Here is a 14,512-nt window from a genome sequence, read left to right on the forward strand (position 1 = left end):
ATGACCAGTAAAAAACAACCCGATTCAACCATTGTCATGAATCGCAAAGCAGGCTTTGATTACTTCATTCAAGAACAGTTCGAAGCTGGACTCGCTCTTGAAGGCTGGGAAGTCAAAAGCTTGCGTGCGGGCAAAATTAATTTGTCAGATTCTCATGTGATTATCAAATACGGAGAAGCCTTTTTACTTGGCGCCCAAATTCAACCCTTATTAACGGCCTCAACCCATTCAATTCCAGACCCAACACGTACACGCAAGCTCTTGTTAAATAGAAAAGAATTGAATACCTTGATTGGCAGTGTCGAACGCCAAGGCTATACGATTATCCCCTTATCTATGTATTGGAAAAGGAATAAAATTAAACTCAAAATTGCCCTGGCCAAGGGTAAAAAAGAGCATGATAAACGAGATACCATCAAAGACCGCGAGTGGAGTAGAGACCGGTCGCGAATTATGAAAAAGACAGGGAGAGAGTAATGAATATTGGTGACTCTGTAGCAAATTTCGCATTTAGCGCAACCTCTGGCCTACAGGCTCATCTCAGCGATTATAAAGGACAGTATGTTGTCCTTTATTTTTACCCCAAAGACTCGACCCCAGGCTGCACTACAGAGGGTCAAGACTTCCGTAATGCCTATCCCCAATTTCAAGCCTTAAATACGCAAATCTTTGGTATTTCTCGTGACAGCATTAAATCTCATGAAAACTTTAAAGCCAAACAAAATTTTCCTTTTGAATTAATCAGTGATGCAGATGAGCAATTATGTCAGCTCTTTGATGTAATCAAGATGAAAAGTATGTATGGAAAACAAGTGCGTGGTATTGAGCGTAGTACATTTATCATTGACACTGAAGGTAACTTAGCCCATGAATGGCGTAAAGTGAGCGTGAAAGGACATGTTGATGACGTGTTGCGCATATTAAATTCATAACTACATCCGAACCCTAAGTATAGACTAAGTTTCAGCATAAAACGGTTTTAAAAATAAAAATATTGTTCTTGACTCAAGTACTTAGCCTTAGCACAATTAGAGTTAAGCAAAAGAAATTTTGTTCCTGTGCTGTAGCGTTGTTATAAAAAACAGTTTTGTTTGATAACTGAGGTGAATCATGGATACTAGCAACATACAAAAAAAACTGTTTGTACTTGATACTAACATTTTAATGCACGATCCAACCGCCATTTATCATTTTGAAGAACATGATATTTATTTGCCAATGGTTGTTTTGGAAGAATTAGACAGCCATAAAACCGGCACATCAGAGGTCGCACGTAACGTAAGACAAACTAACCGCATGTTAGTTGAGCTGATGAGTAATGCCTCACATGCACAAATTGCCTCCGGCTTACCCATTCCTAGCTACATTAATTCAGACAAGAAAGCCAGCAGTGGAAAACTCTATTTCCAAACCGATGAGTTTGACATAGTAGTGCCAACTACCCTGCCCGGCCACAAAGTAGACAATACCATTTTAGCAACGGCTTTAGGCTTGCAAAAAAAATACAACAACAGCAAGCAGGTAATTATTGTCTCTAAAGACATTAACTTACGTATTAAAGCCGGAATATTAGGTATTCCTGCTGAAGATTATTACAATGACCAAGTTCTTCATGATGTTAATTTATTACATCGAGGCTTACATATCTTAGACAATGATTTCTGGGATACTCATGCCAAAGACATGGGCTCATGGCAGGAAAGTGGCAAAACTTTTTATAAAGTGGCCGGCCCTTTAATTAGCCAATGGAACCCTAATGACTGTATTAGTACCGAAGACAACCAATTCCAGGCTATAGTGAAAAAATTAGATAAAGACCAGGCTATTGTTCAATTAGTACGCGATTACACGCAAGCAAAACATTCCGTCTGGGGCATTAATGCCAAAAATAGAGAGCAAAACTTTACGCTGAACTTACTGCTGGATCCCGATATTGATTTTGTTACGCTGCAAGGCCCTGCGGGTACTGGAAAAACCTTATTAACCATTGCGGCGGGACTTACCCAAGTTTTAGATCAAAATCGCTATAATGAAATTCTCATGACGCGAGTCACTATTCCAGTAGGTGAAGACATCGGCTTTTTACCCGGAACCGAAGAAGAAAAAATGACCCCCTGGATGGGTGCGTTAATGGATAACCTGGAAGTGCTGCATAGTTCGCAAGTAGGTGGCAGTTTTGGACGCGGTGCAACTCAAGATTTATTACAAAATAAAATTAAAATACGCTCACTCAATTTCATGCGGGGACGGACATTCTTGAATCGTTACATCATCATTGATGAAGCGCAAAACCTAACTTCCAAACAAATTAAAACACTGGTTACTCGTGCGGGTCCAGGAACCAAAATCATTTGTTTAGGCGATATTAAGCAAATTGATACCCCCTATTTAAGTGAAACTACTTCAGGACTCACCTTTGCGGTAGACCGTTTTAAACACTGGGAACATAGTGCACATATGAGTTTAACTCGAGGAGAGCGTTCAAGACTTGCATTTTATGCTGCAGAGCATTTATAGTATACGTTTTACGAGGATGTATCATGACCGATCAAGCCATCACTTTTGATGATGTTCTACTTGTTCCTTCTTACAACCACCACGAGTCCCGACGCGTGGTGGACACTACCAGCACCGACCGCTTAGCTAAACTCAGCTTAGAACTTCCAGTAATCAGCTCCAACATGGACACCATTACTGAAAGTAACATGGCTAACTTTATGTCTGGCAAAGGCGCAATGGGTGCGCTACACCGCTTTATGAGTGTGGAAGACAACATCAAAGAATTCCAAAAATGTACTGGAAAAGTTTTTGTTTCCATTGGCTGTACTGCGGCTGAATTAGAACGAGCTGAAGCATTGCGTGATGCCGGCGCTGATTATTTCTGCGTGGATGTTGCGCATGCTCATGCAAAATATGTGGGTAAAACGCTGAAAAATCTAAGACTATTGCTGCAAGATCGCTGCATTATGGCTGGAAACGTTGCAACCTATGCTGGTGCAGACTATTTAGCATCCTGTGGTGCGGACATTATTAAAGCAGGTATTGGCGGTGGTTCCGTTTGTAGTACGCGTATTAAAACCGGTTTTGGTGTGCCCATGCTAACCTGTATTCAAGATTGCTCACGTTCAGACCGCTCAATTGTTGCTGATGGGGGTATTAAAACGTCTGGAGATATCGTTAAAGCCCTAGCCTTTGGTGCGGATTTTGTCATGATTGGCGGTATGCTGGCGGGTACATCTCCTACTCCGGGGCAAGTTATTGAAAAAGAAGATGGCAGCAAGGTAAAACGTTACCGTGGTATGGCATCTAAAGAAGCTCAAGAAAACTTCTTAGGGCAAATGCATGAGTGGAAAACCGCTGAGGGCGTCGCCACGGAAGTAGCCTACAAAGAAAATGCCGACGTCATTATTGGTGACATTGTTGGTGGTTTAAGATCTGGCTTGACTTATGCTGGAGCAGATACGATTAGTGAATTACAGCGTAAATTAAATTATGTTGTGGTTACACAAGCTGGCCGTATCGAGAGCTTGCCACATAAGTTATTTGAGGTGTAATTTCATCCCATATTAAAGGGGGTATAATCCCCCTTGGCTGTCGGCCTCTTGTTTTGCTCGATTTTTTAGCGAAACAATAAAGCCCATCAACAACTCATTACATCGCGTTTGACAAACCTGAAGAAACCTCTTCGGTCAGATCAGAATCCACTCCAGGAGCTCCGCTGCCTGGGCCTCCCATATCACCCATTGAGTCAGATAATGCGTTCATAGGCTCATCAGTCGTACTGGTTAACGAATCCGATGGAGTGTCCATCTTCGCGCTTATCTCGACCTCATCTTCATTCGCAAGTTCAGGTTCAGCATTTAGCTCATCCAGTTCGTCAATACCATCTTTTGCAAAAGCATCCTCTGCAGTGTCCTCTGACGCTTGAGGAGAGGGATCCGGATCTGGGGATGTAGATGGACCTGACGAGGTTATACCCTTAACAGCATTCGCAACTGAATTTGCAGCCATGTTCATCAATTTGGAAAAAGCGCCATTGACGGTATCTTGAAGGCCTTTAATAAAATCCTTTGCATCACTTACTTCTTGAGAATCAGTTATCTTATCCACCTTTTCGCCAATTTTATCTTTGGCAAACTGGCTTAATTCACTCATAGCGCCATTTAAGGTTTTCATGGGCTCAGTATCATTCAACTTATCCCATGCATCCTTACCTTTTTCTTTGACAAAACCCGTGATCTGGTCATTCACTGCTTGAACAAAACCATTCAACTCATCTACGAGCTCCATCATCGGGTCTTTCTGCTTTTTCTTTTTGTCATCATCAGCAGCAGCAGGCTTAGGAACTGGTGAATCCTCGTTGGTTGCAGCCTTTTCTGCATCCGCATCAGCGTCTGCAACCGCATCGTCTACGGAAGCATTTCTCTCTGCCTCTTCCACTGCCTCTATAGCCTCATCCTCTGCTCCGACAGCATCAAACATCTGACGCGTGGAGACTAGTGCTTCATCCTCTTTTTTCGAAATTTCATCTTTTCCAGTACTCATTTCATCGACCCTCGACAAACCGCCCTAATATAAAGATAGCACACAGTGCATAACAATATATCAACAAGCTATAAGAATATAACCTCTATTCTGCCATTTTTGACTACTATTAATAGTGTAGATAATATCAAGATTAGCCGTTTGATAAATTCTTCAGACCTATTTTTACATTAATTTTGCAATGAAGGCTCTATGAATAAAAACGATTTTCGCTATTTTCGTCAAGGGAAACAAGTAAATGATTTAAAAGAAGAAGATTTTTCTCTTATTAAATCAGTTTATAATCACAGCAACAAAAATGAACGAGCACTTCTGCTCTTGCATGGATTTTCATCCACCCCAGCAGTATATCGGCTTCTCATCCCCCAATTAAAGAATTATGATGCGGTTATGTGTCCAGTCCTTCCTGGACATGGAAAAAGTATTGACGCATTCTCCAAAGCAACCGCTGCTGATTGGGTTGCTGAAGCAACCTGTGCCTGTGAAGAGTTATTCAAGACCTACAAAAAGATTGATGTAATGGGATTCTCGCTCGGTGGTTTACTCGCCTGCAAACTAAGTGAACGATTTGCATTTAATCATATGTTTCTTTTGGCTCCAGCCTTAAAACTTAAGATAAATGTCACTTCTAATTTAAAACTAGCTAACTTCTTACAAAGTTTAGGCTTCAAGGAATTACGGGGTGCTGCAGGTAATTTACGAAGCAACGCCCAGGCAGAAATCTCTTATAAGCGTTTGCCACTTACAGCCATTGAAGAAATGTTTAATTTGGTATTGCAACATCAATGGACTCCGCCAAATGCTCCTGTTGATCTTTTTTTAGGTGCGCATGATGCGGTTGTACCTTCAGATGCGGTGGAACGTCTATTTCAGGATTTGCCTAATGTTTCCATGCACTGGCTGGCAAATTCAGCGCATGTGTTGCCCTTAGATAATGATCTTGGACAAATCGTTGCTTGTGTTAACGAAAAGTAATGATTGTCATCAAACAGTAATCCCGTATTAAACTGCGCTAATACGGGATTGTATCTTTGTTTAAGGAAGTCCTGGTTGAAAATAACCAGGCTATATTATGGGAATTGTTTGTTATAGCGATCAAAGTCACGTAGATTAACTCGATCCCACTCACGCATATCTAATACGGAACCATCGTAGGCCATAAAATCTTCGCGAGTATTGGGCAAATTATAGTAAAAAATATCACTGGCATCGGTTGCTAGAGTACTTTGGTGATTCACTGAGGAAATTTCTGCAATCGCATGACCATGTGTTCTGACAAAACTACGCTGTGCACGTAAATAACACCCCTTGAAATGCGCCCTACCCCATAGCTCAACATCCAAGCGATTTGCAGTACCTGCTAACTGAATGCGTGCTCTGTCTTTAGCGCGAATGGTCAAACTATCGCTCTTAAGCCAGTACATGCTGAACCAAGCATCGCTTTTCATGTTTAAGGTAGTAATACTTGCCACGCCTGATAATTGAACTTTAGGTGAACCTTGTAAGAAGCTAATCTTTACATCGGAACTATTAACGCCACTGATCTCGGTAAAACCATTACCGGCAACCACGAGCTGATGCAAACCGATAGAGCCTCCTAATCTTGTGGTTCCAGTATTAGCGATAAAGAGATCCAATGAGCCAGTACGTAATTGGCTTCCGGTAATCGTTCCCTCTCCTTTAAAGCTAAAACGAGCTAGATATGGCCCTTGAATGTCAGCGTGTACGGCCCCATGGTGTGGAAAGCCTTTACCTAAAACTACGTGAAGTGTATTTACTGATACAAAAACCTTTACCTGCTCTAAATCACGAGGATCTCCTCTTAACACAACCTGAGGTTTACGATAGCCAGTATGCAAAGTTACATTGATTTGCCCTTGAGCTTCAACCTGAGAAAAACCAGCTACCGGCTTATATTGGGTTGTACTCTTATAAACTGTCGGCTGAACAGCCACCGGGGTTCTTTTAACTCCTTGATGGGCACAAGATGCCAATAAAAAGGCAATTAAAATCAATGAACCATACCGCTTCAACATAATCATCATTCCTGGAGTTATAATCCCTCTACATTAGAGGAAGTTCTCTCAATGTGCAAGGCGGTAAATTCGCTTAAGTCTAGAATTTTGTTACTGTTTTTTCTTGCGACACCGTCATCCCGCGCATGCGGAATGCTGGCTGCATTCAAGGCTAACCCAGGTTAACTCTTTTTTCCCCAGTCACAGAGAGGATAGAACCTTTGGTGAAATCAGAAATTTTTACGTTTGCAGGACAAGAATCATGGTAATGATAATTAGGTGCCTTATCAACTAAGGACTCTAATGGCTCATCTACCGGAACTAATGCGGGAAGTTCAATATAAATATCGACTAATATGCCTCGCTTACATCCCAAATAAACTTTACCTGCGTTTTTATTTCCTAAAGTTTCATCAAGCATTTTACGTAATGACTCTCGACTTACGGTTTTACCGGAATTTTCTGTTACATAACTACCAAAAGCAGATTGATCCATCTCGATAGCCAAACGCATAGCGAGGGTAAAATAGTGATCGGCGCTTAATGCCTGGCAGCTTCCATGTTTGTTCCATTCATGACGCTCCAAACAACTCCCATATTTATAGCCAGGCATCATTGTTTGTAAGCTTTCAGCCACTTCAGTAGATAAATCAAGAGGGGAATAATCACAATGATTATTGCGTTGAGAAACGCCACAAAAACCATAACTTTGCCCACAAGCATTCTGGTTGGGCCATAAGCCATGCAAGGTGAGATGACGTGCTTGATAAGAATTTTTAGATAAATGAGAACATTCGGGTTTGCCTGCCTCATAACCATAAGTTTGGCAAAAACCTGGTTGAGAACTAAGTGCTAAAACATTGGAATCAGAAAGCCCTGCATTCATATCGCAACTACCTGAGGCATTCACGCTCAATGAAACAAAAAACAAGCACGAAATGCTAGATTTTATCATTGCTTACCCTCCGAAAGAGCTTGATTCAGCAATTATACATAAGACTTTTCTGAAAGCCAGCCTTTATTGAATCAAACTAACATCATGATTTTTAATGATAAAATTTTGAACTCGGGGTATGAAATATTGGCATTTATCGTCTAAGGGCGCTCCCACAATGGATCAGAGCGAGAGAGAAACGCCCTCACTACGCTCAGTGATGACGAATTAGATAGCGAGGATGGGGAATTTATCCATAGCCTGGCTGCTAACGCGACATCCAGGCTATAGTTTTTAGCTCATAACACCGGACGAATATCCTCATCATTTTGGTCGATTAAGGATTGGGACTCGTACTTTAATAAAGTCCCTTTACTTTTAAAGAATGCATGATAATCCCTAGATGATGCCTTATCATCCTTAAGTAGAGCACAGAAGTCATCATATTCGTCTAAATCAAAGGGTTTTACCTTCAGCATTTCCTCATCAGGGGTCAATGAAGAGCTAATTAACAAATTAGAAGCCATTACCAAAGCGAGTCCTCCGGCAAGCGCACTTAAACCAATACCCAATGGCATAAATACCAAACAAGAAAAAATTGCGGCCGGTATAAATGCCTCCAAAGTAATGGAGCGGATTAAGTGTGCGATTTGCAAACTAATTGTTTGTTGTTGGTGCTCTGTTCTTGCATCCAGTCTTTTTATTTCCAAAAACAACAGTTTCATTGCATCATCAGGCAATTGTGACTTTATAAGTACTATCTGACGCTTCAATGAGCCTACCTGTACCATAAAATTGTCTTCATTATCTTGTAAAGCAGATTTAGTCTTATGGATTTCGATACCGCTCTGAACGGCATTATTTATAACCGTCATGGCAAAACAAACGACCGCCCCAACGATGCCAAGCGTAGAAGCCAATCCCGCGGCAATAGGTATAAAAGGCATCGCCATCACCACAAAAGCAGCCATTAAGCCTACGGCATAAGCAATATTGGTGTATAAACCTATTTTTTGCAGCGTCCAATTGCTGATGCACTGTTTTATCTCATGCTCTAAAGCATTTTTTTGCAGTTTCAGTTGTGTTTTTTTTGCTTTACTTGCTTCATCATCACCAATTAATTTGTTTATTTCAGCGTTTAATTGCTTGATATCATCGTGATATTGTTGAATTTGTGCCTTATGCAAGGCTTGTTGCTCTGCAAAATCCCAAAGTGCGACACTTGCATCGAATAATAACAAGACTACGGTTAGAGCGTCTCCCGCAGTTCCCAATACGCCTTTACCAGTCAACCAAAAGAAGCACAGTAAATTCGCAGTTGCCCACAGCGAGTCATTCAATAAAGTAAATTTACGGTGTGCCCATTGGGTGCTGAAACGATTAATCACGCCCTCATCAATTTCGTCTTGGCTCATCCACGGATGCTGAACAGTATGTTTAAGCAATAAAAAGAAATTCATTGAGAAGCGGAAGTAATATAAGCCCCAACTTAAACAGCCTGTATAAGGATCTGGAATTTTAACTATCTCTCCGGCTTGTTCTGCATTACGAAAGCCTTCAGGAACCAGACTCAGCATGGTTTTCAAAAATGAAGAACCCCATACCCAGTACAAACGCTTACCGTTTAAAGCACCGATGTACTCTCTGATGGTTTTGCATTTTCCAGAATCAACTAATTGCTGAGCAAACTCTTCACCTAAAGCAATACCTAAGTATTTGACGGGCTTACCATCAGTAAAACACGCTTGTTCTGGCGCTTTATCAATGCGCGCCTGCCAAGCCGGATTAAGTTTATCCAACATTGTTTCACATTGTTTGATCTTCTCGTTATAATCCGCTATATTTTCGGTTTTTTGATGCCTTAACTCATACTCTTTTTGTGTGAGTAACAGTAAATAAGCAATTTGCAAATCATGAGTTCGCTGAGCTTTTTTTTCAGAACTCATGTACGAAATCAAAATTTCGTCCGTATCAGCTAAAATACCGGTATAAAAAGTTAAGGGGGTAAGAAAACCACCATCGACAGCATAGAGATTATTTTTCAGTAATTCCTCTTTATGACGTTTCAGCAATTCTTCATGGCGTAACTTAGTCTTCGCATTAAGCGAATGGATAAGATAAGATTGAAGAATTCCGCTGCTTGTTATCATCATGTCACCTCTAAAGTTGAGTAGTTACTGGCGACTCATTCTTTCTTTTAATAATAGTAGTAGTAAAAAAAATAAGTATGCTCTTTTTTATAACATAGCAATCATTTTGGTAACAAGCGAATCCTGCATCGATTTACACATTTGATACTAAAATTTTCGCTATCTTTCATATATTAGACAGAAAACAATCAAGTGCTTAAGAAAAGTCAACCACTTTTTGTGAACTATGGTAAAATTACCGGCAATTACCCAATCTGTTCGAGAATGCACATTATGAAAAAAGCGGTTGTACTGTTATCAGGCGGCTTGGATTCGACAACCTGCCTTGCCTTGGCCAAATCACAGGGTTTTGAATGCCATACAATGAGTTTTTCCTATGGGCAAAGACATACAGCCGAACTGCTGGCTGCAACACGTATCGCCCAATATTATCAAGCGGCAAGCCATAAAATTGTTAACTTAGACACGGGATTATTTCGTAATTCCGCGTTAACCGATGCCTCGCTCGATGTTCCCCAGTTTCAGGACAGCCCTGAAATTCCAGTTACCTACGTACCAGCACGTAATACTATTTTTTTGGCGATGGCTTTAGGTTTCGCTGAATCAATTGGCGCCCGAGATATTTACATTGGCGCAAGCTCCATCGACTATTCTCATTATCCTGATTGCCGTCCTGAATTTATCGCTGCGTTTCAAACTTTAGCTAATTTAGCAACAAAAGCAGGGGTAAACGGCGACTCATTTACGCTCCATGCCCCCTTACAACATTTAAGTAAAATTAAAACCATTGAATTAGGCTTAGGCTTAGGCGTGGATTACAGTTTGACGGTTTCCTGTTATCAAGCAGATGATGCTGGCAGAGCCTGCGGCAATTGCGATAGTTGTACCTTTAGAAAACGAGGTTTTGCTGGTGCTAATGTCAGTGATCCAACACTGTATCAATAATCTCTCGCCGTATCCGTAATACACTGATGAATACGAGCTGCAGCGAACATTGGCTTTACACTTCTGTTACAACAAATTGAGCATTTTTGATTCACGACATTACGAATCATTGTTATGCTTTGTGGTGATTTATAACTATCATGGAGTGAATATATGGGACGTTTAAGAGACTTTGCCATTGGTGCAGTAGAACTTCCGGGAACTATATTATTTGGTATGGCTAAGTTAGTCTTTGGCTCTACCGAAAGATATAAAGACGGTAACGTTAAAATAAACAAAGAAGGGAAGCCAATTGTATTTGCTGGGCTTTTAGGTTTGGTTTTAGAAGGCATCGGAGCACTGGGAAGAGGAATCTCTTCTTTTGTTGACAATCATAAGGCAGCAATATCTATTGCTTTTTGGGCTTCTTTAGCTGTTGGTGGTGCTGTTGGTTTAACCCTTTATTTGTGGCCTGCCGCTCTAACGTTAGTAGCTGATTATGCTATTTATGGCTATTCCATCGCGGGCATTGTTGGTGCCGATCCATTATTGCAAATGGGCTTTGCAGCGGGTCTGGCTTTTACTGCGACTTCACTAGCTACTTATGCCGTAACCTCTGTGGCTAATTTGATTTCTGCGATTAAAAATGCATGTAATCCGCAACCTGAACATCCAGAAGAAGGCATGCAAGCAGAGGAACTCGCTCACGGAAATAGTGGTCCACGACTAATGCAGCGTTTAAATAGCGCCCCAACTGCAGCAAAGCAAAGCACGGATGAAAAACCCGTACACACTAGCTCAGTCCATAAAAGTGCAAAAGAAGAAGTATACGATGAAGCTGAAGAGCTAGGTCTCGCGACTGGAAGTCAACTGCAAACGGCTAACTAAGATGTTTAGCAAAATAATCACTTAAAACGCGGCTTGAGCCGCGTTTTTTATTCTCATCCAGTTTACTGCAGCATTTAATCCCTGTTTGCGTTATAATCGGGCGCATTTATACCTACGACAAACTATGGGTAATGAGGAGTCATTGAACATGTCAATAAACCATACAGAACGTAAAATGTTAGTCACTAGCGCCCTTCCCTATGCAAATGGACATCTGCATTTAGGACATTTGGTAGAACACATTCAAACCGATGTTTGGGTGCGCACGCACAAAATGTTAGGTATTCAATGTATAAGTGTCTGCGGAGACGATGCACACGGCACCCCCATTATGTTAAAAGCAGAGCAAATGGGCATTACTCCTGAAGCCTTAACCGCAGAAATTAAATTAAGTCACGAGCATGACTTCAAGCGTTTTGCTATCGACTACGACTGCTATCATACAACCCATTCCCCTGAAAATCAGGCATTAGCCTCGGCTATTTATGAAAAACTGCAAGCAAGTGGCTGCATCGTTAAAAAAACCATTCGCCAGTCCTTTGATCCACTGAAACAAATGTTCCTGCCTGACCGATACGTGAAAGGAACCTGTCCTAAATGCGGTGCAAAGGATCAGTATGGTGATAATTGTGAAGTCTGTGGTTCCACCTATTCACCAACCGACCTCATTGATGCGGTATCAGCAATCTCTGGTGCCAAACCCATCGAAAAAGATTCAGAACATTATTTCTTTGATTTGCCGCGTTTTGAAGGTTTATTAAAAGACTGGACTCGTAATGGACACTTACAGACAGAGGTCGCGAATAAACTCGATGAGTGGTTTGCTGCAGGTCTAAAACAATGGGATATTTCTCGAGATGCTCCTTACTTTGGTTTCCCAATTCCCGGGACTACCGATAAGTATTTTTATGTTTGGCTGGATGCCCCTATAGGCTACATGGCAAGTTTCAAAAAATACTGCGATGAACAAGACCTTTCCTTTGCCGAATTCTGGGATAAGGATTCTAAAACCGAATTATATCATTTCGTAGGCAAAGATATTGTTTATTTCCATGCCTTATTCTGGCCGGCAATGCTTGCTGCCAGCGATCATCGTCTACCTACTGCCGTGTATACCCATGGTTTTTTAACGGTTGATGGACAAAAGATGTCTAAATCTCGCGGAACATTCCTGGAGGCTCGCACCTATCTGGATCATCTACATCCTGAATATTTGCGTTATTATTATGCGGCAAAACTCAATGGGCGTGTTGACGATTTGGATTTGAATTTTGAAGATTTCACCAACCGTATTAATGCCGATTTAGTGGGTAAAGTAGTAAACATCGCCAGCCGCTGTGCCGGTTTTATTAATAAACGTTTTGAAAACCGTTTAAGTAATAGCCTTAGTGAGCCACAATTGTATGCGGAATTATTGGAAATGCGTCCAGCAATTATTGATGGCTATGTGACACGTGATTACGCACGCGCCATTCGCCTCATTATGGATTGTGCAGATAAAGTAAACCAATACATTGATACTCATAAGCCCTGGGTACTGGCGAAAGAAGAAGATCGTTTGGCAGAAGTTCAAGATATTTGCACTATGGGCATTAATTTGTTCCGCGTACTCATGACTTACTTGAAACCGGTATTACCTCTGATGGCGCAAGCTGCAGAACAATTTTTAAATTGTGAGCCATTAACCTGGGCAGCGATTGATGCGCCCTTGTTAAACCATCAGCTGAATCCATTCCAACCCTTAATAACTCGTGTTGAAAAAGAAAAAATAGACGCCATGCTCGAGCAATCAAAACAGGTGACTAATGCCCTCAGTTAAAGAAATCGATGCCCTTTTGCCACAAACTCAATGTGGCGAGTGCAATTATTCCGGATGCTTGCCTTACGCCGAAGCTTTGGCGCAAGGCAGCGCCACCATTAATAAATGCCCTCCTGGCGGAGTGAAAACCGTTAAGGCGCTAGCGGCATTACTTAATCTTGATGCAAGCTCCTATCTTGATGAGGCGATGGCAAATACCCGAGCGCCATCGGTAGCAGTTATACGTGAAGCAGATTGTATTGGTTGTACCAAATGCATTAAAGCCTGTCCTGTAGATGCCATTATTGGTAGCGGCAAATTAATGCATGCCGTTATTAGTCATGAGTGTACTGGCTGTGGTTTATGCGTGACACCCTGCCCAGTGGACTGCATTGAAATGGTAACGCTGCCGGAGCCGGATTATGATAAGGATTTGGCACGTCAACGCTTTAATGACAAACAAACCCGCATGTTGCGTGATGAGCATCAAAAGCAGCAGGCTTATCGAGAAAAACGGCTGTTAACCAACAACTCGGCTACTCAGTCGCAAGACATCAAAGCCAAACAAGATTATATCCAACAAGCCCTAGCTCGCGTTAAGGCAAAGAAGACGCATGAATAAGCAAAAGATTCGAGAAATTTTTACCCTCTTTCGGGAACAAAATCCTCATCCAACTACGGAATTAGTTTATCACTCGCCCTTTGAGTTATTAATTGCGGTTATTCTTTCAGCTCAAGCAACAGACGTCAGCGTCAATAAAGCTACCACGAAATTATTTCCGGTAGCCAATACACCGCAGGACATTTTAGATTTAGGTTTAGACCAATTAAAAGAATATGTTAAATCAATTGGCCTTTATAATAGTAAAGCGCAAAATATCATCAAGACCTGCGCCTTATTACTTCAACATCACCATGGCGAGGTTCCCAGGCAACGTGAGGCGCTCGAATCATTACCAGGCGTTGGGCGTAAAACGGCGAATGTGGTCTTGAATACGGCTTTTGGTGAGCCGACCATGGCCGTAGATACTCATATATTTCGTGTCGCCAACCGTATCGGCATTGCTAAAGGAAAAACACCTCTGGCGGTTGAGCATGGGCTAATCAAAAACATCCCTGCAGAATTTTTACAGGATGCCCATCACTGGTTAATTTTGCATGGACGTTATGTGTGTACTGCACGCGCACCTAAGTGCGGCACCTGCATTATCCAAGACCTCTGTGAATTTACCGATAAAAACCTTGCATAAATGCTCAC

14 protein-coding genes are annotated in these 14,512 nt (G+C 41.6%); 10 read left to right on the top strand and 4 right to left on the bottom strand.

Annotated features, from left to right (window positions below; translation table 11 throughout):
* The 4 genes from smpB to ACQY7T_RS00600 all read left to right on the top strand — a co-directional run bounded on the left by smpB (nt 1) and on the right by ACQY7T_RS00600 (nt 3,554).
* Nucleotides 1–477: an SsrA-binding protein SmpB gene (gene smpB / locus ACQY7T_RS00585; RefSeq protein ID WP_428410797.1), complete on the top strand. Its 477-nt coding sequence runs from the start codon at nt 1–3 to the stop codon at nt 475–477.
* Complete coding sequence (locus tag ACQY7T_RS00590) at nt 477–932, top strand: peroxiredoxin (protein ID WP_428410798.1); 456 nt, start codon at nt 477–479, stop codon at nt 930–932. The genes smpB and ACQY7T_RS00590 overlap by 1 nt, the downstream gene beginning before the upstream one ends.
* Before the next feature lie 178 nt (nt 933–1,110).
* Complete coding sequence (locus tag ACQY7T_RS00595; protein ID WP_428410799.1) at nt 1,111–2,517, top strand: PhoH family protein; 1,407 nt, start codon at nt 1,111–1,113, stop codon at nt 2,515–2,517.
* 23 nt (nt 2,518–2,540) lie between these two features.
* Nucleotides 2,541–3,554, top strand: a complete 1,014-nt coding sequence (locus ACQY7T_RS00600) for a guanosine monophosphate reductase (protein WP_428410800.1) — start codon at nt 2,541–2,543, stop codon at nt 3,552–3,554.
* Nucleotides 3,555–3,651: 97 nt separating this feature from the next.
* On the opposite strand, the gene ACQY7T_RS00605 is transcribed toward ACQY7T_RS00600, so the two are convergent.
* Nucleotides 3,652–4,545, bottom strand: coding sequence for a hypothetical protein (locus tag ACQY7T_RS00605; RefSeq protein ID WP_428410801.1), 894 nt, complete (start codon nt 4,543–4,545; stop codon nt 3,652–3,654).
* Between the two features lie 192 nt (nt 4,546–4,737).
* Here ACQY7T_RS00605 and ACQY7T_RS00610 point away from each other — a divergent pair, with 192 nt between their 5' ends.
* Nucleotides 4,738–5,520, top strand: a complete 783-nt coding sequence (locus ACQY7T_RS00610) for an alpha/beta hydrolase (protein ID WP_428410802.1) — start codon at nt 4,738–4,740, stop codon at nt 5,518–5,520.
* A 95-nt stretch (nt 5,521–5,615) separates the two neighbouring features.
* Here ACQY7T_RS00610 and ACQY7T_RS00615 read toward each other — a convergent pair whose 3' ends face one another.
* The 3 genes from ACQY7T_RS00615 to ACQY7T_RS00625 form a co-directional block, all read right to left on the bottom strand.
* Nucleotides 5,616–6,581 (bottom strand): GIN domain-containing protein, encoded by a 966-nt coding sequence (locus ACQY7T_RS00615; RefSeq protein ID WP_428410803.1) that lies wholly within the window; start codon nt 6,579–6,581, stop codon nt 5,616–5,618.
* Nucleotides 6,582–6,732: 151 nt separating this feature from the next.
* Nucleotides 6,733–7,515 (bottom strand): ribonuclease T2 family protein, encoded by a 783-nt coding sequence (locus tag ACQY7T_RS00620; RefSeq protein ID WP_428410804.1) that lies wholly within the window; start codon nt 7,513–7,515, stop codon nt 6,733–6,735.
* A 278-nt stretch (nt 7,516–7,793) separates the two neighbouring features.
* Complete coding sequence (locus ACQY7T_RS00625; RefSeq protein ID WP_428410805.1) at nt 7,794–9,647, bottom strand: hypothetical protein; 1,854 nt, start codon at nt 9,645–9,647, stop codon at nt 7,794–7,796.
* Nucleotides 9,648–9,917: 270 nt separating this feature from the next.
* On the opposite strand from ACQY7T_RS00625, the gene queC reads away from it, so the two are divergent.
* From queC to nth, 5 genes are all read left to right on the top strand, one after another.
* A complete protein-coding gene (gene queC, locus ACQY7T_RS00630) occupies nt 9,918–10,589 on the top strand; it encodes a 7-cyano-7-deazaguanine synthase QueC (protein WP_428410806.1) in 672 nt (223 codons plus the stop codon).
* Nucleotides 10,590–10,742: 153 nt separating this feature from the next.
* A complete protein-coding gene (locus ACQY7T_RS00635) occupies nt 10,743–11,456 on the top strand; it encodes a hypothetical protein (RefSeq protein ID WP_428410807.1) in 714 nt (237 codons plus the stop codon).
* 175 nt (nt 11,457–11,631) lie between these two features.
* A complete protein-coding gene (gene metG, locus ACQY7T_RS00640) occupies nt 11,632–13,275 on the top strand; it encodes a methionine--tRNA ligase (RefSeq protein ID WP_428410856.1) in 1,644 nt (547 codons plus the stop codon).
* Nucleotides 13,262–13,876 (top strand): RnfABCDGE type electron transport complex subunit B, encoded by a 615-nt coding sequence (locus ACQY7T_RS00645; protein ID WP_428410808.1) that lies wholly within the window; start codon nt 13,262–13,264, stop codon nt 13,874–13,876. Before metG ends, ACQY7T_RS00645 begins: the two co-directional genes overlap by 14 nt.
* A complete protein-coding gene (gene nth / locus ACQY7T_RS00650) occupies nt 13,869–14,504 on the top strand; it encodes an endonuclease III (RefSeq protein WP_428410809.1) in 636 nt (211 codons plus the stop codon). The genes ACQY7T_RS00645 and nth overlap by 8 nt, the downstream gene beginning before the upstream one ends.
* The last annotated feature ends 8 nt before the right edge of the window (nt 14,505–14,512 follow it).

Source organism: Legionella sp., assembly GCF_965140895.1.
Taxonomy (GTDB): domain Bacteria; phylum Pseudomonadota; class Gammaproteobacteria; order Legionellales; family Legionellaceae; genus Legionella.

Coding starts and splice junctions, on each gene's coding strand:
- ACQY7T_RS00625 (WP_428410805.1), bottom strand. CDS start 9,647: ATGATGATAACAAGCAGCGGAATTCTTCAATCTTATCTTATCCATTCG.
- ACQY7T_RS00620 (WP_428410804.1), bottom strand. CDS start 7,515: ATGATAAAATCTAGCATTTCGTGCTTGTTTTTTGTTTCATTGAGCGTG.
- ACQY7T_RS00645 (WP_428410808.1), top strand. CDS start 13,262: ATGCCCTCAGTTAAAGAAATCGATGCCCTTTTGCCACAAACTCAATGT.
- ACQY7T_RS00590 (WP_428410798.1), top strand. CDS start 477: ATGAATATTGGTGACTCTGTAGCAAATTTCGCATTTAGCGCAACCTCT.
- ACQY7T_RS00635 (WP_428410807.1), top strand. CDS start 10,743: ATGGGACGTTTAAGAGACTTTGCCATTGGTGCAGTAGAACTTCCGGGA.
- nth (WP_428410809.1), top strand. CDS start 13,869: ATGAATAAGCAAAAGATTCGAGAAATTTTTACCCTCTTTCGGGAACAA.
- ACQY7T_RS00595 (WP_428410799.1), top strand. CDS start 1,111: ATGGATACTAGCAACATACAAAAAAAACTGTTTGTACTTGATACTAAC.
- ACQY7T_RS00615 (WP_428410803.1), bottom strand. CDS start 6,581: ATGTTGAAGCGGTATGGTTCATTGATTTTAATTGCCTTTTTATTGGCA.
- ACQY7T_RS00605 (WP_428410801.1), bottom strand. CDS start 4,545: ATGAGTACTGGAAAAGATGAAATTTCGAAAAAAGAGGATGAAGCACTA.
- smpB (WP_428410797.1), top strand. CDS start 1: ATGACCAGTAAAAAACAACCCGATTCAACCATTGTCATGAATCGCAAA.
- ACQY7T_RS00610 (WP_428410802.1), top strand. CDS start 4,738: ATGAATAAAAACGATTTTCGCTATTTTCGTCAAGGGAAACAAGTAAAT.
- metG (WP_428410856.1), top strand. CDS start 11,632: ATGTTAGTCACTAGCGCCCTTCCCTATGCAAATGGACATCTGCATTTA.
- ACQY7T_RS00600 (WP_428410800.1), top strand. CDS start 2,541: ATGACCGATCAAGCCATCACTTTTGATGATGTTCTACTTGTTCCTTCT.
- queC (WP_428410806.1), top strand. CDS start 9,918: ATGAAAAAAGCGGTTGTACTGTTATCAGGCGGCTTGGATTCGACAACC.